At 47.1% G+C, this 18,311-nt stretch carries 17 protein-coding genes; 13 read left to right on the top strand and 4 right to left on the bottom strand.

Going from position 1 to position 18,311, the window contains the following annotated elements; all coding sequences use genetic code 11:
* Positions 1 to 65: 65 nt before the first annotated feature.
* From BM292_RS05105 to BM292_RS05040, 13 genes are all read left to right on the top strand, one after another.
* Positions 66 to 1,868, top strand: coding sequence for a cation:proton antiporter (locus BM292_RS05105; RefSeq protein WP_092855968.1), 1,803 nt, complete (start codon positions 66 to 68; stop codon positions 1,866 to 1,868).
* A gap of 223 nt (positions 1,869 to 2,091) precedes the next feature.
* On the top strand, positions 2,092 to 2,568 hold the full coding sequence (locus tag BM292_RS05100) for a hypothetical protein (protein WP_092855966.1): 477 nt from the start codon (positions 2,092 to 2,094) through the stop codon (positions 2,566 to 2,568).
* A gap of 10 nt (positions 2,569 to 2,578) precedes the next feature.
* Positions 2,579 to 2,899, top strand: coding sequence for a BolA family protein (locus BM292_RS05095; RefSeq protein ID WP_092855964.1), 321 nt, complete (start codon positions 2,579 to 2,581; stop codon positions 2,897 to 2,899).
* Between the two features lie 86 nt (positions 2,900 to 2,985).
* Complete coding sequence (gene fabV, locus BM292_RS05090; protein WP_092855955.1) at positions 2,986 to 4,164, top strand: enoyl-ACP reductase FabV; 1,179 nt, start codon at positions 2,986 to 2,988, stop codon at positions 4,162 to 4,164.
* A gap of 287 nt (positions 4,165 to 4,451) precedes the next feature.
* Entirely contained in the window at positions 4,452 to 5,792 is a 1,341-nt protein-coding gene (locus BM292_RS05080) for a Na(+)-translocating NADH-quinone reductase subunit A (RefSeq protein WP_092856917.1), read from the top strand.
* A 2-nt stretch (positions 5,793 to 5,794) separates the two neighbouring features.
* On the top strand, positions 5,795 to 6,994 hold the full coding sequence (locus BM292_RS05075) for an NADH:ubiquinone reductase (Na(+)-transporting) subunit B (RefSeq protein WP_092855951.1): 1,200 nt from the start codon (positions 5,795 to 5,797) through the stop codon (positions 6,992 to 6,994).
* Complete coding sequence (locus BM292_RS05070) at positions 6,987 to 7,763, top strand: Na(+)-translocating NADH-quinone reductase subunit C (protein ID WP_092855949.1); 777 nt, start codon at positions 6,987 to 6,989, stop codon at positions 7,761 to 7,763. The genes BM292_RS05075 and BM292_RS05070 overlap by 8 nt, the downstream gene beginning before the upstream one ends.
* On the top strand, positions 7,763 to 8,395 hold the full coding sequence (locus BM292_RS05065; RefSeq protein WP_092855943.1) for an NADH:ubiquinone reductase (Na(+)-transporting) subunit D: 633 nt from the start codon (positions 7,763 to 7,765) through the stop codon (positions 8,393 to 8,395). The genes BM292_RS05070 and BM292_RS05065 overlap by 1 nt, the downstream gene beginning before the upstream one ends.
* A gap of 10 nt (positions 8,396 to 8,405) precedes the next feature.
* Positions 8,406 to 9,014, top strand: coding sequence for an NADH:ubiquinone reductase (Na(+)-transporting) subunit E (gene nqrE / locus BM292_RS05060; protein ID WP_092855942.1), 609 nt, complete (start codon positions 8,406 to 8,408; stop codon positions 9,012 to 9,014).
* Between the two features lie 47 nt (positions 9,015 to 9,061).
* Complete coding sequence (nqrF, locus tag BM292_RS05055; protein ID WP_425439079.1) at positions 9,062 to 10,303, top strand: NADH:ubiquinone reductase (Na(+)-transporting) subunit F; 1,242 nt, start codon at positions 9,062 to 9,064, stop codon at positions 10,301 to 10,303.
* A 34-nt stretch (positions 10,304 to 10,337) separates the two neighbouring features.
* Complete coding sequence (locus tag BM292_RS05050; RefSeq protein ID WP_092855941.1) at positions 10,338 to 11,360, top strand: FAD:protein FMN transferase; 1,023 nt, start codon at positions 10,338 to 10,340, stop codon at positions 11,358 to 11,360.
* A 14-nt stretch (positions 11,361 to 11,374) separates the two neighbouring features.
* Positions 11,375 to 11,605: a (Na+)-NQR maturation NqrM gene (gene nqrM / locus BM292_RS05045; protein ID WP_092855940.1), complete on the top strand. Its 231-nt coding sequence runs from the start codon at positions 11,375 to 11,377 to the stop codon at positions 11,603 to 11,605.
* 18 nt (positions 11,606 to 11,623) lie between these two features.
* A complete protein-coding gene (locus tag BM292_RS05040; RefSeq protein WP_092855939.1) occupies positions 11,624 to 13,771 on the top strand; it encodes an aminotransferase class V-fold PLP-dependent enzyme in 2,148 nt (715 codons plus the stop codon).
* Here the strand turns inward: BM292_RS05040 and BM292_RS05035 are convergent.
* The 4 genes from BM292_RS05035 to BM292_RS05020 all read right to left on the bottom strand — a co-directional run bounded on the left by BM292_RS05035 (position 13,724) and on the right by BM292_RS05020 (position 18,212).
* A complete protein-coding gene (locus BM292_RS05035) occupies positions 13,724 to 14,701 on the bottom strand; it encodes a WD40/YVTN/BNR-like repeat-containing protein (RefSeq protein ID WP_092855936.1) in 978 nt (325 codons plus the stop codon). The two genes, BM292_RS05040 and BM292_RS05035, sit on opposite strands and share 48 nt — an antisense overlap.
* 62 nt (positions 14,702 to 14,763) lie before the next feature.
* Positions 14,764 to 16,998, bottom strand: coding sequence for a heavy metal translocating P-type ATPase (locus BM292_RS05030; protein ID WP_092855934.1), 2,235 nt, complete (start codon positions 16,996 to 16,998; stop codon positions 14,764 to 14,766).
* A 10-nt stretch (positions 16,999 to 17,008) separates the two neighbouring features.
* Positions 17,009 to 17,299: a metal-sensitive transcriptional regulator gene (locus BM292_RS05025; RefSeq protein WP_130202683.1), complete on the bottom strand. Its 291-nt coding sequence runs from the start codon at positions 17,297 to 17,299 to the stop codon at positions 17,009 to 17,011.
* 154 nt (positions 17,300 to 17,453) lie between these two features.
* Positions 17,454 to 18,212: a YciK family oxidoreductase gene (locus tag BM292_RS05020; protein ID WP_245751812.1), complete on the bottom strand. Its 759-nt coding sequence runs from the start codon at positions 18,210 to 18,212 to the stop codon at positions 17,454 to 17,456.
* Positions 18,213 to 18,311 lie beyond the last annotated feature (99 nt).

Below are 18,311 nucleotides of genomic sequence, written 5' to 3'. Positions count from 1 at the left end.
ATAGTTTGACGCAAATGAGAATTGTTATCAACAACTGATTGGAAAAAATTATTTAAGGATTATTTATGTCGAATATGTCTGCACTTGCATTGATTGGTGTGCTCTCAATTCTGTGCCAGTGGGGTGCTTGGCGCATGAAAGTGCCAGCCATTCTGCCCTTACTTATTGTAGGTATTGTGATTGGGCCGGTATTCGGTGTGTTAGATCCTGACGCCGTGTTTGGTGATATTTTATTTCCACTGGTATCGTTGTCGGTAGCCATCATCCTGTTTGAGGGCTCGCTGACGTTGAAGTTTGATGAAATTCGTGGCCATGGTCGAATGGTAACAAACCTGGTCAGCATCGGTATGTTAGTGACCTGGGTGAGTATCGCTATCGCATCCTACTACCTGATTGGTTTTGGCTGGGAATTGGCCGCTTTATTCGGTGCTTTGGTAGTCGTTACTGGGCCGACGGTGATTATGCCAATGCTGCGCTCGGTGCGCCCTTTAGCGCGTCTTGGCAATATCCTGCGCTGGGAAGGGATTATTATTGATCCTATCGGTGCGTTGCTCGCAGTATTGGTTTATGAATTTATTATTGCTAGCCAAGGGGCTGGCTGGACGCAGGCATTACAAGCCTTTGCAACGACCATCGGCGTTGGCTTCGCGCTCGGCTTTGCGGGCGGTAAATTATTAGGTTGGGCGCTAACGCGAAATATCTTCCCACATTACTTGCGCAATGTTGCGACACTGGCTGTGGTGCTCGGCGTGTTTGCCGTGTCCAATGCCATGCAACATGAGTCTGGCCTACTTACCGTGACAGTCATGGGGATGGTGATGGCCAACATGCGTGGCCTTGATTTAGATGAAATTCTTGAGTTCAAAGAAACCTTATCGGTTCTGCTCATTTCAGGCCTCTTTATAATTCTGGCCGCAAGACTGCAACCGGATGCCTTTAATTCTCTTGGTTTACCAGCGGTCATACTCCTAGCGATTATTATCTTTGCCGTACGCCCACTGAGTGTGTGGCTGTCGTCGATTGGTACCCAAACTGAATTCAAAGAAAAAGTCTTGCTGAGTTGGATAGCGCCACGCGGTATTGTCGCGGCAGCTGTCTCAGCTTTGTTTGCTTTAAAAATGCAACAAGCGGGTTGGGAACAAGCAGAAATGCTGGTGCCGCTCGTATTCTTAGTGATTTTAAGTACCGTTATTTTGCAGAGCTTGACCGCTAAGCCGTTGGCTCATGCATTAAAGTTACGTGAGCCGCCCGCACGTGGATTCTTGATATTTGGTGCTAATCCAACCGCTCGCTTAATTGCTAAATCGCTGAAGGAGAATAAATTCCCTGTCATGTTGGCGGATACTAACTGGGAACACATTAAGCAAGCGCGGATGGAAAATCTGCCGGTTTACTTCGGTAATCCGACGTCTGAGCATGCCGAGAATAATATGGATTTAACCGGTATTGGTAACGTGCTGATTTTATCGCCGTATCGTCAGCTTAATCCTGTCGTGGCCATGCATTTTATGGACTGGTTTGATGCCGAGAAGATTTTTGCATTGCACAGCACTGAACATGATGCACCGGCGCGTAATCAGTTACCTGAAGTATACCGTAAGCGTCTGAAACTATTCGGTAAAGGAGTTACGTTCTCGAAGTTAGCTAGCCTGACTTTTCAAGGCGCTCAAGTGAAAACCACTGCGTTAACCGAGTCGTTTCACTATGATGATTATCAGGATCGCTATGGTAATCGAGCGTTACCATTGTATGCACTGGATGAACGTGGCCATTGTCATTTGTTTTCGAGTGATCAAACCTTTGAGCCAAAGGCAGGGTGGCAGATTGTTGCGTTGGTAAGTCCAGAGCAAGAATCAGAAGAAAACTAACATTTTTTTAAATTAAATCGTTTTTAAAATGAAAAACTTATGCTTTTGTTACCAAATTGTAATTGAAATGAGTTTTTTTATTAGATAAGATGCCTGCATGGATTTGGGATGGCACTCATGGAATGACGTTATCCCGTTGAACACGGATGTTCTATCTCCTTTTTTCTTCCTCGTTTAGCCTTTATACTGCAGAACCATTTTTCGGTTGCTGTGGAATTCTGTTATGACCTCTGTCAAATGGCGTAAAGCCTTACATAAAACGACTCTCATCAGCGCAATCATGCTGTTGATGGCTTGTGAGCCTCAGCCAACCGGCGATGAAGCTGAACAATATGTGCTATCGATTGATCAACTGCAATTACCTACCGCGAATTGGGCTTTATCATCAGCTGCGATTCAGCTTAGTTTTTGCCGTGATCGCGTTAATGAAGCGTTGATGGCAGAAGCGGATGAGTTAAATCGTTGGCGCTTAGTTGGTGAGCAATCGGCTTTTCCAGAAAATCGACAAGAAGGCTTACAGCAACTGATCGCGTTATATCGCCAACATGACGTTTTGTTGTATCAGCTCTCAGGCAACTTCGGAGCGCAATGGTATCGAATTGCCTACCGGCCCAATCAACCTGAACCGAATATTATCGAGGCTTTTGCTAAAATAGGGCGAGATTCGAAAATTTGCTTTAGTTCACTTGATAATGACTAGCGAGGTGCAAATGACAACGCTACAACAACTAATTGAGAGCAAACTGGTGGAGGAGTTCGCGCCAGTTCACCTCGAAGTCATCAATGAAAGCCATATGCATGGCACACCAAGCGACGATTCGCACTTTAAAGTCATTATGGTCGCAGAACAATTTGACGGTTTGCGCCTGCTTCAGCGTCACCGTGCGGTAAATAAGGTGCTCAATGATGAGCTCGCCGGACCGGTGCATGCGCTGGCATTGCATGTATACAGCCCAGTGGAATGGCAGCAATTGCATGAAGTACCAATGTCGCCAGCATGTCGTGGCGGTAGCAAGCTCGACCAAGGCTAACAGCTCAGATCACTTGCGGCGTCCCACTCGGTTACACTAGCCGCCATTTATATCGATATGAATTCAAAACAATAGGACATAACAACATGGTTATTCATCCAAAAATTCGCGGGTTTATTTGTACCAATGCTCACCCAGTAGGCTGTGCCGCCCACGTGCAGCAGCAAATTGATTACGTGAAGCAACAGCCGGCATTAACTGATGTACCAAAGCGCGTGTTAGTTATTGGGTGTTCGACAGGTTACGGTTTAGCGACTCGAATCAATGCCGCCTTTGGCGCTGGCGCGAAAACCTTAGGTGTCTGTTTCGAAAAAGAACCAACGGAAAAGAAAACAGCAACTGCCGGCTGGTATAACACCGCTGCGTTTCATACTGCTGCAAAGCAAGAAGGCCTATACGCGCACACGATCAATGGTGACGCGTTCTCAAATGAAATCAAGCAAGAAGTCATTGAGAAAATAAAAGCAGATTTCGGGCAGGTTGATTTGGTTGTCTACAGCCTCGCGTCGCCAAAGCGCAAAGACCCAGTGACAGGCGATGTCTACAGTTCAACCTTGAAGCCAGTAGGGCAGGCATACACCACCAAAACCTACAATACTGATAAAGACGAAGTGTCAGAAATCACGTTAGAGCCAGCGAATGATGATGAGATTCAACAAACCATCAAAGTGATGGGTGGCGAAGATTGGGAATTATGGCTTGCCGCGCTACATGATGCTGGCGTATTAGCACCAAATGCGAAAACGACAGCTTATACCTATATCGGTAAAAAGCTGACGTGGCCAATTTATGGTCACGCGACCATCGGCAAAGCAAAAGAAGATCTTGATCGTGCCGCGGCCGCCATGCGTACCCGTTACACTGACATTAATCTTGAAGCTTATGTGTCGTCACTTAAAGCGTTAGTCACTCAGGCAAGCTCGGCTATTCCTGTTATGCCGCTATATATTTCATTGATTTATAAAGTGATGAAAGAAGAGGGCACCCACGAAGGATGTATTGAGCAAACACATCGTTTATTACGTGACGCTTTGTACGCTGAAAATCCAGTGCTGGATGAAGCCGGTCGACTGTTCATGAACGGCTGGGAAACCAACGATAAAACCCAAGCGAAAATTGAAGCGCTTTGGAATCAAGTGACGCAGGATAATTTCCATCAGCTTGCTGATTACGCTGGGTATCACAGTGATTTCTTGCAACTGTTCGGCTTTGGCATGGATGGTGTTGATTACGACGCCGACGTCAACCCCGTTGTCACGTGGTAAAAACCAAAAGCGCTAGTCGTTATTCGTGCGTTCGCTTTGCTCACTGTTCGTCCGTGCTGCGCACTGTTCGAAAGCACTTGCGAATAGCGAAGCGGACGAACAGCGTAGCGCACAAAAAACGAACCACGCATTTTGGTTTTTCGCATTTGTTTTACTGTGCAAAAGTGCTAAAATGCGCGCCCTAGGTGAAAATGGACAGAATTTGGTCAGTGTAGGCATTTAAACCTCCGTTTACATGCCTGCGCTGGAGTGAGATTAATCTTCCCTAACGAGTAGTGCAAACGCGTATGATTACGATCAAGAAAGGGCTGGATATCCCGATTTCGGGTGCGCCCCAGCAAACTATCGAGGATGGCCAAGCCATCACCACCGTTGCCGTACTGGGTGAAGAGTATGTGGGAATGCGTCCAACCATGCATGTCAAGGTTGAAGACCGCGTTAAAAAAGGCCAGGTACTTTTCGAAGACAAGAAAAACCCAGGGGTAAAATTCACTGCACCTGCTGCGGGCGTTGTTAAAGACGTACTGCGTGGCGCAAAGCGTGTTTTGCAAGGCGTTGTCATTGAAATTGACGGCGATGAGCAAGAAACCTTTGCCAAATACGACAGTAACGAATTAGCGAGCCTTGATCGCGCGAAGGTCGTCGAGCAATTGAACAACTCAGGTCAATGGGTTGCATTGCGGACACGTCCATTTAGCCGCTCTCCTAAGCTTGACGCAGAGCCTACTGCAATTTTCGTTAACGCCATGGATACCAATCCATTGGCCGCTGACCCAACCGTTATTATCAACGAACACAAACAAGCATTTATTGACGGTTTGAAAGTTCTTGGCAACTTGACCCAAGGCAATGTTTTTGTGGTTAAGGCAGCTGATGCTGAAGTTGATACTGGCGATGCCAAAGTACGACTCGAGAGCTTTGCAGGTCCGCATCCTGCTGGTTTGGTTGGTACGCATATTCACTTCTTGCAGCCAGTGTCAATGGCTAAGCACGTGTGGCATATCGGTTACCAAGACGTGATTGCCTTCGGTAAATTGTTTACGACTGGTGAACTGTTTACTGACCGCATTGTTGCATTGGGCGGCCCAAGCGCTAAGAAGCCACGTTTGTTACGTACGCGTATGGGCGCGAACCTGCGTGAACTCACGAAAGGTGAATTGGCGCAAGGCAACAACCGTATCGTTTCTGGTTCGGTTTTAAATGGCCACAAAGTTGATGATGCGCACCAATGGTTAGGTCGTTTCCATAACCAAGTCAGCGTGTTAGCTGAAGGTGATCAGAAAGAATTCTTTGGTTGGATCAAGCCAGGTGTTAACCAACACTCGGTAACACGTGCCTATCTTGGCCATTTGAGCCCGAAGAAATTGTTTGCGATGACTACTACCACCAACGGCTCTGACCGTTCGATGGTTCCAATCGGCAACTATGAGCGCGTGATGCCGCTTGATATTTTGCCAACGATTTTGCTACGTGACTTGCTCTCTGGCGACACTGAACAAGCTCAGAAATTGGGCTGCTTAGAGTTAGACGAAGAGGATTTAGCGCTGTGTTCTTATGTTTGCCCAGGCAAATACGAGTACGGTCCTGTGTTGCGTAACATGTTGACCGAAATTGAGAAAGAGGGCTGATCATGGGCTTGAAAAGTTTTCTTGAGAATATTGAGCCAAACTTCGAAAAAGGCGGCAAGTACGAGAAGTTCTATGCCTTATACGAAGCGGCTGCAACAATTTTCTATACGCCAGGTAAAGTAACCAAAGGCATTACCCACGTAAAAGACAGCGTTGATTTGAAGCGCATCATGATCTTGGTGTGGATGATGACTTTCCCAGCAATGTTCTGGGGTATGTACAACATCGGTAACCAAGCGGCTATGGCATTGGTAAACGGTTACGAGCTCGCTGATATTTGGCAAGTAGGCTTGTTTACTGCTCTCGGCGGTGATTTAAGCACTGCAGGTTGGGCCGGTAAATTATTCTACGGCGCTTGCTTCTTTGTTCCAGTTTACGCCACAACCTTTATTGTCGGTGGTTTCTGGGAAGTCTTATTTGCTTCAATTCGTAAGCATGAAATCAATGAAGGCTTCTTCGTAACGTCAGTATTGTTTGCATTGACGCTGCCAGCAACCATGCCATTGTGGCAAGTTGCTCTAGGTATCACCTTCGGTGTGGTGATTGGTAAAGAGGTATTCGGCGGTACTGGGCGTAACTTCTTAAACCCGGCACTGACTGGTCGCGCATTCTTGTACTTCGCGTTCCCGGCTTCTATTTCGGGAGAGCAAGTATGGACCGCGGTTGACGGCTTCTCGGGCGCCACACTGCTCGGTCAAGCAACGTCAAGCACAGACTACATTACTGACACCGCATTATGGTGGGATGCTTTCTTAGGCAACATTCAAGGTTCAATGGGTGAAGTATCGACCCTGATGATTCTTATTGGTGGTTTGGCGCTTATCTACTTCCGCATCGCGTCATGGCGCATCGTTTCTGGTGTGTTTGTTGGTATGGTGGCATTGTCATTCCTATTTAACATGCTTGGTAGCGATACCAACCCAATGTTTGCTATGCCGTGGTACTGGCACTTGGTCGTTGGTGGTTTCGCTTTCGGTATGATGTTCATGGCGACCGATCCAGTTTCAGCGTCGTTTACCAATAAAGGTAAGTTCGCTTACGGCTTCTTGATTGGTGCAATGACCGTACTTATCCGTGTGGTAAACCCTGCGTATCCAGAAGGTATTATGTTAGCGATTCTATTCGCCAACGTATTTGCCCCGCTGTTTGACCACTTTGTTGTTCAATCAAACATTAAACGGAGAATGGCACGCAATGGCTAAGAAAAACGAATCACTCGGCAAAACGCTATTTGTCGTAATCGCGCTCTGTTTAGTGTGTGCGATTATTGTGGCGGGCTCGGCGGTTGGTTTGAAACCGCTGCAGCAGAAAAATGCTGCATTAGATATGCAACGCAACGTGCTTGATGCGGCTGGCTTATTAACGCCTGAAACAGACGTTATTGCAGTATTTGAAGAGCGTGTTGAAACACGTTTGTTCAACCTAAATACGCTTGAGGAAGTCGATTCAGTCGATGGTAAAAATCCTACTGAATATGACCCGATTGCTTCTGCTAAAAAGGCAGGGTTAGGCACCAAGTTAGAAAAATCGAACGATTTGGCTGGCATTGGTTCTCGTGAAGACGTTGCTAAAGTTTACTTTATCAACGACAAACAAGGTGAGCTAGAAACGGTCGTTGTTTACATTCGTGGTTATGGTCTGTGGGGAACCATGTACGGCCTGATGGCGGTTGCGCCAGACATGAATACCATCAAAGGTATTAACTTTTACGAGCACTCTGAAACTCCAGGTCTTGGTGGCGAAATCCAGAATCCTAACTGGACTGCAAGTTGGCAAGGCAAAGAAATTTATGACAATGGCAGTGTTGCGATTGACGTCACCAAGAATGTGACTGACAAAGCGCATGACGTCGATGCTCTTTCAGGCGCGACTCTAACTAGTAACGGTGTTGAAAACACGATGCAGTTCTGGTTTAGCGATAAGGCATACGGCCCACTGTTCGATAAAATTCGCAAAGGGGAGCTGAACTAATGGCGAGTGCAAAAGAAGTCAAAGAGGTTCTATTTGGACCGATTTTTGCCAATAACCCGATTGCCTTACAAATTCTAGGTATCTGCTCGGCGTTGGCAGTCACGTCGAAAATGGAAAACACCGTGGTTATGTGTATCGCACTGACCTTGGTAACCGCATTTTCGAACTTGTTTATTTCAATTATTCGTAATCATATTCCGTCAAGCGTACGTATCATTGTACAAATGACGATTATCGCGAGTTTGGTAATTGTTGTTGACCAAGTTCTGCGTGCTTATGCTTACAGTATTGCAAAAGAATTGTCGGTATTCGTTGGTTTGATTATTACCAACTGTATCGTTATGGGTCGTGCTGAAGCCTACGCGATGAAGAGCCCACCAATGTTGTCGTTCCTAGACGGTATCGGTAATGGTTTGGGGTATTCAGTGGTGCTATTAACCGTTGGTTTCATTCGTGAACTATTCGGTTCAGGTAGCTTATTTGGCTATCAAATTTTGCAGCTGGCTTCTGAGGGCGGTTGGTATCAACCAATCGGCTTGTTGGTGTTACCACCAAGCGCATTCTTCATTATCGGTGGCTTCATTTGGGTACTGCGTACCTTCCGCAAAGAACAAGTAGAGCCGAAGGAATAAGGAGCAGACCATGGAAGCCTATATCAGTTTATTTATTAAATCGATTTTCGTTGAAAACTTAGCGTTATCGTTCTTCCTTGGTATGTGTACTTTCTTGGCAGTATCAAAGAAAGTTACCACAGCTTTTGGTTTGGGCGTTGCGGTAATTGTTGTACTGGGCATTTCAGTACCTGCTAATAACTTGGTTTACCACAACATTCTAGCGCCAGGTGCACTAGATTGGGCTGGTTTCCCAGATGCAGATTTAAGTTTCTTACGTTTCTTAACCTTTATCGGCGTGATTGCAGCGTTGGTACAGATTCTGGAAATGGCGCTGGATAAGTACGTGCCTGCTTTATACAACGCGTTAGGTATCTTCCTGCCGTTGATTACTGTGAACTGCGCAATCTTCGGTGGCGTATCATTCATGGTAGAGCGTGATTACACTTTCTCTGAGAGTGTGGTTTACGGTATTGGCGGCGGCGTAGGTTGGGCGTTGGCGATTGTTGCCTTGGCAGCAGTTCGCGAGAAGCTGAAGTATGCAGACGTGCCAGATGGATTACGTGGCTTGGGCATCACCTTTATGACGGTGGGTCTGATTGGTTTAGGGTTTATGTCTTTCTCAGGCATTTCACTCTAATTTCATCCGGTTACGAACGATAACGTATTAAGTAGAGGTACAAGTCGATGCAAGGGCAAGATTTGACACTAATAGCGCTCGGCGTAGGCATGTTTACCTTGATTGTATTGATTTTGGTTGCAGTGATTATGGTCGCTAAATCAAAATTGGTCCCTCAGGGTGATGTCGAGATTTTAATTAACGATGACGAAGACAAGAAAATCACCACGCAACCAGGTACTAAGTTGCTTGGCGCTTTAGCAAACGCGGGTATTTTTGTTTCGTCAGCGTGTGGTGGTGGTGGTTCTTGTGGCCAGTGCCGTGTGGTCATCAAAGAGGGTGGTGGTGAAATTCTACCAACCGAACGTGATCATATTAACCGTAAAGAAGCTCGCGAAGGTTGCCGTTTATCATGTCAGGTAAACGTGAAGCAAAATATGAAAATCGAACTTCCAGAGGAAGTTTTCGGTATTCGTAAGTGGGATTGTACGGTTAAATCGAACAACAACGTTGCCACCTTCATTAAAGAATTTGTGGTGCAGTTGCCTGAAGGCGAAGAAGTACCGTTCCGCGCTGGTGGTTACATTCAGATCGAATGTCCGCCACATCACGTGAAATTTAAAGACTTCGATATCGAAGAGAAATTCCGTGGTGATTGGGAGCACTTTGGCTTCTTTAACCTTGAGTCAAAAGTGAACGAAGAAGTTATTCGTGCATACTCAATGGCGAACTACCCAGACGAGAAAGGCATTATCATGTTGAACGTGCGTATCGCTACGCCGCCACCGCGTGATATGAGCTTGCCACCAGGTCAAATGTCATCGTACATCTTCAGCTTGAAGCCAGGTGATAAAGTGACGATTTCTGGTCCGTTTGGTGAGTTCTTCGCGAAAGATACCAAAGCAGAAATGGTATTCGTTGGTGGTGGTGCAGGTATGGCTCCTATGCGTTCTCATATCTTCGACCAATTACGTCGTTTGAAGTCTGATCGTAAGATGACGTTCTGGTACGGTGCACGTTCGAAGAAAGAAATGTTCTACGTTGAAGATTTCGACATGTTGGCGCGTGAAAACGACAACTTCGAATGGCACGTGGCATTGTCTGACCCTCAACCAGAAGATAACTGGGAAGGTTACACCGGCTTTATTCACAACGTGCTATATGAAAACTATCTGAAGGACCATGAAGCGCCTGAAGATTGTGAGTTCTACATGTGTGGACCACCGATGATGAACGCTGCGGTCATTAAAATGTTGAAAGACTTGGGCGTCGAAGACGAAAACATCTTGTTGGATGACTTCGGTGGCTAACCTTAACGGTTAACTGTAAGGTGAAATAAATCGGATGAAGATGAATTTGTCATCGACTCTGCGAATCTGGCTAGCCCTGATGGGGCTGGCCTTTTTCGTTTCATGTACGCCAGCACCGCAACAAATTTCGGTGTCGGGTGAAACCATGGGTACGACCTACCACATTCGTTACGTGACAGCGAACCCAAACCATTCGCCGGAACGCGTTAAAGAACGTGTTGACGCCGTTTTGGAGCAGGTTAATAGCCAAATGTCGACGTACGATCCAAACTCCGAGTTATCGTTGTTTAACCAACGCAAAACGACAGAGCCGGTAGTCATTTCACGTTCCCTTGAAACAGTTGTGCGGCGCGCGCTTGAAATCGGCGAAGAAACTGATGGCTTACTCGATGTGACCGTCGGACCACTTGTGAATTTGTGGGGGTTTGGGCCATTAGGTCGACCTGAGCAAGTGCCGACCGAGCAACAGTTATTAGAGGTGCGTGATCAAGTTGGTTATCAATACTTAACCGTAGAAAACCATCAGCTCACCAAAGCTGTTCCTGATTTGTATGTTGATTTATCGACAATCGCCAAAGGTTACGGTGTTGATCGGGTTGCTATTCTGTTAGAGCAGATGGAAATTCGCAATTACTTGGTCGAAATTGGTGGCGAAATGCGTATGCGGGGCACCAAACCGGGCGAGCAACCGTGGCGCATAGCTGTCGAACAACCTGTGACTTTAGATCGTGCCGTGCAGCGCATCATTGAACCAGGTAATAATGCGGTGGCGACTTCGGGTGACTATCGCAATTATTTTGAAGAAGATGGTGTGCGCTATTCGCATATTATTGATCCTCGCACCGGCTATCCCATTCAGCACAATTTAGTTTCGGTTACCGTGATTAGTGAAACCTGTATGGATGCCGACGCATATGCGACAGCATTAACTGTCATGGGAGCTGAAAAAGCACTCGAATTTGCCAATCAAAAAGGTTTAGCGGTGTTGTTAGTCACCCGTGAAAACGATCAATATAAAGAGTACACTAGTACTGCATTCAAACGATTTGAGCAGTAGCTCAGGAGGTCCACATGGGCGTTTTTATTGCTGTATTCGTCATCATGTTGGTGGTGGTATTGGCCATGTCAGTGGGGTTTATAGCCCAACGTAAGTCGATTTCTGGAAGTTGTGGCGGCATCTCGTCGTTAGGCATGGAAAAGGCTTGTGACTGCAAAGATCCGTGCGATGATAAAAAGGCACGTATGGCTGAAGAAGCTCGAGCTGCGAAAGAAAAGCAGTGGCAGGAAAATCGAATCGATTAATAGAAAGGAGTTAGACTGATGGTTACACCGGTACAAATTCGCCCGAAATCGGCTGAAATTTACCTCGATTGCAATGCAACGACGCCGGTGTTGCCGCAAATAGCTCAAGCTGTGGAACACGTAATGGAACACGTGTTTGGCAACCCTTCGAGTAGCCATATTACAGGGCTACAAGCGCGTTACATTCTCGATAATACCCGTCGTCTAGGGCGTCAAGTGATCGGTGCACCGCAAGGGCGCTTGTTTTTCACCAGTGGTGCCACTGAAGGCATACAAACTGCTGTGTTATCGGCTTTAACTGCCGCGCGCAATAGTACTAATTTAGGTGGCAAGCGTTGGTTGCTTTATGGTGCCACCGAACATAAGGCTGTCCCACAAGCGCTCGAGCACTGGAACAAACTGCTGCAACTGAACGCTGAATTGAAAGCGATTCCAGTTGATAGACGCGGTAAATTAGATCTGCAATTTATTGCCGAACATGTTGGTGCTGCGCATATGATTTGCACCATGGCGGTTAATAATGAAACCGGTGTGAAGCAAGATCTAGTTGAACTCGAACGCGTTATTCGCGGCGAAAATGCCGACGTGCCGTGGATGGTAGATTGTGTGCAAGCTCTGGGTAAGCAAAACCTAGCACTCAGTGAAACCACGATTGATTATGCCCCATTTAGTGGACACAAGCTTTACGGACCGAAAGGCATTGGGTTTATGTATGTGCGCGAGAGCGCGCCATTTACCCCGTTAATTATCGGTGGTGGTCAGGAACAAGGGCAACGTTCGGGTACCGAGAATCTTCCTGGAATTGCCGCATTACATGCGCTATTTGAGCTACTTCTGGATAAACAGCAGCAGGTTTTCCAAAGCCAAGCTGTGCTTGACGGGTATCGCGACAAATTACTTACGGCATTGCGTTCTGCGTTCCCAACCCTCGTATTAAATCACGATTTGGATGACTCGGTGCCGACAACGCTGAATTTCTCCGTTCGTGGCGTGCCATCACGCGACATAATGGATGTGTTCGATGCGGCAAATATTCGTGTCAGCTCTGGCTCGGCGTGTAGTTCTGGTGTCACACGCAGCTTTGTGCTGGATGCGATGGGTTTAGAAACATGGCGTTCAAGTTCGGCCATCCGTTTGTCGTTTGGCCCGGCAACATCAGCGAACATCATTGATGCAGCTTGCGAGCGCATCCGCGATGCGGCGATGGCGCTAAGACAGTCTTGTCTGTTAGTTTCTGACACCAACGAAGACATTGATAGCGATCTTGATGGGGTGGTGCAACTGCGTTTTGATAGTCATTGCTGTTACTTACTCATCGATAAAGCTGCCGGCGAAATGGCGGTGATCGATCCGGTTCCGGAATTAGCGGAGCGCATCGAGCGTCTCGTTGCATGTCAAAACTATCGGGTCAAAGCCGTGTTGACCACCGAAGCTCAAGAGTCAGACAGCCCAGCAGCAATGCTTGCGCAATTGTTGTGTGCAAGTGGTTGCAGCGCTCAGCGTGACGCTGTCGGTTGGCCATTAGATGCGGTGGGTGGTTGTGAAGCTCCAGTTGAATGCCAAGTTGACGTGTTTGGTTGTTTGCGGGTGGGTGAACGTCGACTGTACCGCGTGGGAACGCGTGAACCCGTATTCTTATTGAGCTCGCCGCTAACCAGTGATGCCGTTTCACCACACGTTGATTTTGCTTTCATTGGTGAGCAGCATGATGTTTCTTCGCTAGCTCAGGTTGTTCATGAGCAAACGCTCTTGCTTGCTCGTCGTGATGATGCGTTCCGCGTGGTCGAGAAGCTTTGTGAGGTCTCTGGTGATTGTACGCCATGTCAACTCGTTGATGTTTCACTTGAACAACAACAAGAGTGGTTGGCACAGCCTGAAACATTGGTCGTAGATGTCCGTGAACAGCAAGAACATCAAGTTCGTCAATTGTCGGTCGATGCCGAAGTCATTAACGTACCACTGACGCGGTTGGCTCAGTTTATTTACAGCCATCGCCAACATTACAAAACTCGGCCAATCGTTTGTGTCTGTCGTTCAGGACACCGTAGCGCGGTTGCCGCGCAGGTATTGGCTCGTCATGGATTTGCGCATGTGAGCCATTTGTCGGGAGGTACAGCCTTACTTATCGAAGCTGATTCGTGCGACAAAGCCGTCCTTACCGACTAAATAGCAGCGCTGGTTGATGCAAGCACTGTTCCAAATGTTGGCATCACTGAGTTGCTCCCAAGTCATATCGGCGCTGCTAAGATATGCAGCGCCATTGGGATTACTTACTAACATGTCGCCATTCGGGCGCACTGTTAAACTATACAAAGCACCTTCAAATTCAGGTTCCGGTAGCGCGATAAACTCACCGTCTTGGTAGCGCATTAGGCGCGGTTGGGTTTGCGGTTCGTATAAGTCACCACCGGCAATAATCACTTCTTTTTCAGACAACGGCCAAACACTGGCAATACCGGCACTTGGGCCGGCAGGCAGTGGTGTGTCGATAGCTTTAAAGCGAATACCGAAACTGCGTTTTAATAAGAGTCTTGCGGTGCTGCCGTTGGCGGTGCCGATGGCCCAAATATTGTTGTTAAAGCGGACACAGCCGCCGCTGGCTGCTAAGCCACCTTCATCAGGTAGTGGTGCGGAGTCAACGACATTACTTGCAGAAAGCCAGTTGCGGCCATCGGTACTGCGTACCATTTCCCAACGGCCTTCGATGCTGTCACCATAAACCCAGGCTTCGCCGTTATTTGCCATCGCAATACAGTTGAGAAATTGATTTGAGCCAGCACGAAAGCGAAGTTGCCAATTGCGTCCGCCGTTAGACGTGTAATAAACACGCGAGTCACCATTTTCGCCAATACTGAGTGCGTAAGCATGGTTGGCATCGAGTGCTTCAATATCACGGAACTGAAGACTTTCGCTGGTGGGATTGAAATATTCCCAAGTTTCTCCGGCATCGGTGCTGCGAGCGATGGTCGCATTTGAGCCGCTAAGCCAAACCACATTATTGGTTGGCGCGCTCACGCCAATCCAATGCACATCTGGCTTACTCTCTAACGAGGTGACACTTAAAGTCGCTGAAACAACAAGACTAACCGCAATCATAAAACCTCATTTTTACTATAGCGAATGCTTCTATCGTGGCTGTTTCAGCGCCTAAACACAAGCTAACTTCGATGTTTTATCGGTAATCGCTGCAGGCGTAGCGCATTGAGTACTACAGATACTGAACTTAGTGCCATGGCGCCACCAGCTAACCAAGGTGCTAAGAGGCCTGTGGCAGCCACGGGAATACCTAGTGTGTTATACGCAAACGCCCAAAATAAGTTTTGTCGAATATTACGTACGGTTTTCTCACTCACGAAAAGTGCATCGACGAGACTGCGCAAGTCGGTGCGCATTAATGCGATATCTGCGGTTTCTAGGGCGACATCTGTTCCTGTACCCATAGCGATACCGACGTGCGCTGTGGCGAGTGCTGGAGCATCATTGATGCCGTCACCAACCATAGCAACAATTTCGCCTTGTTCGCGTAGCTTCGTAATGTGCTCAGCTTTATGTTCCGGCAACACCTCGGCGAAAATATCTGTGATACCCACTTGTTTCGCTATTGCTTCGGCAGTGCGTTGATTATCACCGGTGATCATAATGACCTTAAGACCACGCTGCTGTAGGGTAGTAATAGCTTGTTTGGCGTGCTTGCGTACCGTATCGGCCACCGCAACAATACCGATCACTTGGTTATCGTAGCCAATCAGCATGGCGGTCTTGCCTTGTTGTTCAAGTTCATCTTTGCGAACTAACCAGTTTCCGCAATCGACGTTTTGTTCTTGCATGAGACGTTGAGTACCCAAGAGTATACGAACGCCAGTTCCATCGTGGTGTAGCAATGCTGACACGCCGCGCCCCTCATGCGCCGAAAAGTCCGTCATGTCGATGACTTTTGCGTCCTCATCAATGCCATTCACAATTGCTTGTGCGAGCGGATGTTCAGATTGTTGTTCAAGTGCTTTAATAGCGGCCTTTACTTCTGCTTCACTGAATTGTTTCAGCTCACCTAAGTTCAACTCGAGATCGGTTAATTTGGGTTTACCTTCAGTGATAGTGCCGGTTTTGTCGAGCACCATTGCGGTTACAGTATGCGCAACTTCCAGCACTTCACTTTGCTTAAATAAGACGCCCATTTGTGCTGCTCGACCGGAGCCAGCCATGATTGAGGTCGGCGTAGCTAGACCCAGCGCACATGGACATGCAATCACCAATACGGCAACTGTCGATTCGAGGGCTGCGCCATAGTCACCGGGTTGATACCAAAATGCCCATACCAGAAAAGTAATGAGCGCAATAACTAATACTACTGGGACAAAAATCGCTGATACTTGGTCGGCGAGCCGTTGAATAGGTGCTTTGGAATTTTGCGCTTGCTCAACAACTTGAATGATTTGCGCTAACGCCGAATCTTTTCCTAACTTGGTAACTTTGGCTTTTAAAAAGCCGTTTTTGTTAATGGTACCGCCAGTTAGCTGTGAGCCCTTTGATTTGTCTACCGGAACACTTTCGCCCGTTATCATGGACTCATCAACAGCACTGTTGCCCGAAATAACCTCGCTATCAGCGGGAACTTGTTGTCCCGGCTTAATATGAATAACGTCGCCCACAGTCAGATCAGCAACGTCTACTTGTTCAGTTTCACCGTCAGCGCGTTCGCGTAACGCCTGTTTGGGTTGAAGGTTTAATAGTTGCTTTATAGCGGCTGACGAGCGTCCTTTAGCACGTGCTTCAAACCATTTGCCGAGCAAGATTAACGTAATTAAAACCGCACTGGTCTCAAAGTATAAGCCTTCATGAATCACATGTTCTGAGGCAAATATTGCTAAATAGACGCTATAGAAATAAGCCGCTGAAGTACCCAGCGCAACCAATACGTCCATATTTGCAGCGCCGCCACGTAGCGCGGTATAACTGCCTTTATAAAACTGCCAGCCAATAACAAATTGCACGGGTGTCGCTAAGGCCATTTGAACCCAAGGGTTCATCAACCAATCGGGAACATAAACTGCGCTGGTCCAACTGAAGTGTCCGAACATGGTATACAGCAACGGCGTTGATAAAATTGCGGCAGCAATAAATTTATAAAACTGGATTTGTTGCGCGCGTTCACGCGGATCGTCTGCTTCTGGCTGTGAGTGATCAATCACACTCGCATCGTAACCAGAGCCTTTAACAGCATCGACGAGTTGCTGCGGCGTCACATTGTTGGCCTCGACTGCGGCAACCTCGTTAGCGAAATTGACATTAACGGAAGTCACGCCATTGACTTCTTGTAACGCGCGTTCGATTGTTTTTGCGCATCCGGCACAGCTCATTCCGGAGAGTTGTAACTGATATTTTTGCGAAGTCATGAAATCCTCCTTAGCGTTTTAAAAGGCGTTCGATGGTTGTATCGAGCTCATCTAACACACTTTCGTCGCCAGTTTGTAGGCGATGCTTAACGCAGGTATGCATGTGTTGCGTCAATAATTTTTTTGCGACGCCGTTTAACGCTGATTGTACTGATGCGATTTGATTTAAAACGTCATCGCAGTAAGTATCATTTTCAATCATGCGCTGCAGTCCACGCACTTGCCCCTCAATGCGTGCGAGACGTTGCTTTAGATTCTGTTTTAACTTATCTGGATGGGGGGTAACGGTGTGCTGCATCATGAAATCCTCAATTTGATGATGCATATAATATAGGGGGGTACCCTATAAAGATCAAGTGCGATATTAGCTATTGGATATTAGATATTATTAAAGACCTGAGATCTGATTTATCGCACTAATATCTAATATCCAATAGCTAATATCGATTTTGCTGCTACTGAGCGTTGAGGGATTGGTTGTTGATGCCGATACTCTCGTCGGACATCAAATATACATACGTCGGCATCAAATCTGCTGGTGTTTTCAACTTGTTTGGATCTTCTGCTGGATAAGCTTTGGAACGCATGGTGGTGCGCGTTGCACCTGGATTGATGACATTAACGCGGATGTTGGTACCGTCATATTCATCAGCCATCACTTGCGCAAGGCCTTCGGTTGCAAATTTGCTGACGGCATAAGGGCCCCAAAATGCGCGGCCTTGGCGGCCAACACCGGACGAGGTAAAGATAATGCTGGCATGTGGTGCCTTTTTTAAAGCGGGCATTAATGCTTGGGTCATCATGAATTGCGCGGTTACGTTGACTTGCATGATGTCGTTCCACGAATCGTGATCAATATGTTCAAACGGAGAGAGTACGCCGAGTAAACTCGCATTTTGTAGTACGCCATCTAAGTGACCGAATTGCTCGACAATGGTCGCGGCCATACCTTGATAATGCGATTTTGTGGCACCCTTCATATCGAGTGGCACGATGGCTGGTTCTGGATGACCCGCTTCAACAATTTCATCGTAAACTGCTTCGAGTTTTTTCACGGTGCGCCCCAGCAAAATGACGGTTGCGCCGCATGCGGCAAAGGTTTTGGCTGCTTCACGGCCGATACCATCACCAGCACCGGTAACTAAAATGGTTTTACCTGCCAGTGAACCTTCTTTGATAACGTAGTTTATTAGATCATTATGCATTGCAGTCATTTTCGGCTTACACTCTTGAGTAACTGAACTTATGAATACGCTAAGTGTACTGGTTTTTGCTATTATTCTCAGTAGCAAGGTATAAATTATTGAGAAATA

It is taken from the genome of Pseudidiomarina tainanensis (genome assembly GCF_900115255.1).
In the GTDB taxonomy this organism is placed as follows: Bacteria; Pseudomonadota; Gammaproteobacteria; order Enterobacterales; family Alteromonadaceae; genus Pseudidiomarina; species Pseudidiomarina tainanensis.
The sequence above is the reverse complement of the archived record's forward strand: the minus strand, read 5'-3'. Positions and strand labels throughout refer to the sequence as shown.

Excerpts from the sequence above, each read along its gene's own strand:
- BM292_RS05105 (WP_092855968.1), top strand. The coding sequence starts at position 66 with ATGTCGAATATGTCTGCACTTGCATTGATTGGTGTGCTCTCAATTCTG.
- BM292_RS05100 (WP_092855966.1), top strand. The coding sequence starts at position 2,092 with ATGACCTCTGTCAAATGGCGTAAAGCCTTACATAAAACGACTCTCATC.
- BM292_RS05095 (WP_092855964.1), top strand. The coding sequence starts at position 2,579 with ATGACAACGCTACAACAACTAATTGAGAGCAAACTGGTGGAGGAGTTC.
- fabV (WP_092855955.1), top strand. The coding sequence starts at position 2,986 with ATGGTTATTCATCCAAAAATTCGCGGGTTTATTTGTACCAATGCTCAC.
- BM292_RS05080 (WP_092856917.1), top strand. The coding sequence starts at position 4,452 with ATGATTACGATCAAGAAAGGGCTGGATATCCCGATTTCGGGTGCGCCC.
- BM292_RS05075 (WP_092855951.1), top strand. The coding sequence starts at position 5,795 with ATGGGCTTGAAAAGTTTTCTTGAGAATATTGAGCCAAACTTCGAAAAA.
- BM292_RS05070 (WP_092855949.1), top strand. The coding sequence starts at position 6,987 with ATGGCTAAGAAAAACGAATCACTCGGCAAAACGCTATTTGTCGTAATC.
- BM292_RS05065 (WP_092855943.1), top strand. The coding sequence starts at position 7,763 with ATGGCGAGTGCAAAAGAAGTCAAAGAGGTTCTATTTGGACCGATTTTT.
- nqrE (WP_092855942.1), top strand. The coding sequence starts at position 8,406 with ATGGAAGCCTATATCAGTTTATTTATTAAATCGATTTTCGTTGAAAAC.
- nqrF (WP_425439079.1), top strand. The coding sequence starts at position 9,062 with ATGCAAGGGCAAGATTTGACACTAATAGCGCTCGGCGTAGGCATGTTT.
- BM292_RS05050 (WP_092855941.1), top strand. The coding sequence starts at position 10,338 with ATGAAGATGAATTTGTCATCGACTCTGCGAATCTGGCTAGCCCTGATG.
- nqrM (WP_092855940.1), top strand. The coding sequence starts at position 11,375 with ATGGGCGTTTTTATTGCTGTATTCGTCATCATGTTGGTGGTGGTATTG.
- BM292_RS05040 (WP_092855939.1), top strand. The coding sequence starts at position 11,624 with ATGGTTACACCGGTACAAATTCGCCCGAAATCGGCTGAAATTTACCTC.
- BM292_RS05035 (WP_092855936.1), bottom strand. The coding sequence starts at position 14,701 with ATGATTGCGGTTAGTCTTGTTGTTTCAGCGACTTTAAGTGTCACCTCG.
- BM292_RS05030 (WP_092855934.1), bottom strand. The coding sequence starts at position 16,998 with ATGACTTCGCAAAAATATCAGTTACAACTCTCCGGAATGAGCTGTGCC.
- BM292_RS05025 (WP_130202683.1), bottom strand. The coding sequence starts at position 17,299 with ATGATGCAGCACACCGTTACCCCCCATCCAGATAAGTTAAAACAGAAT.
- BM292_RS05020 (WP_245751812.1), bottom strand. The coding sequence starts at position 18,212 with ATGACTGCAATGCATAATGATCTAATAAACTACGTTATCAAAGAAGGT.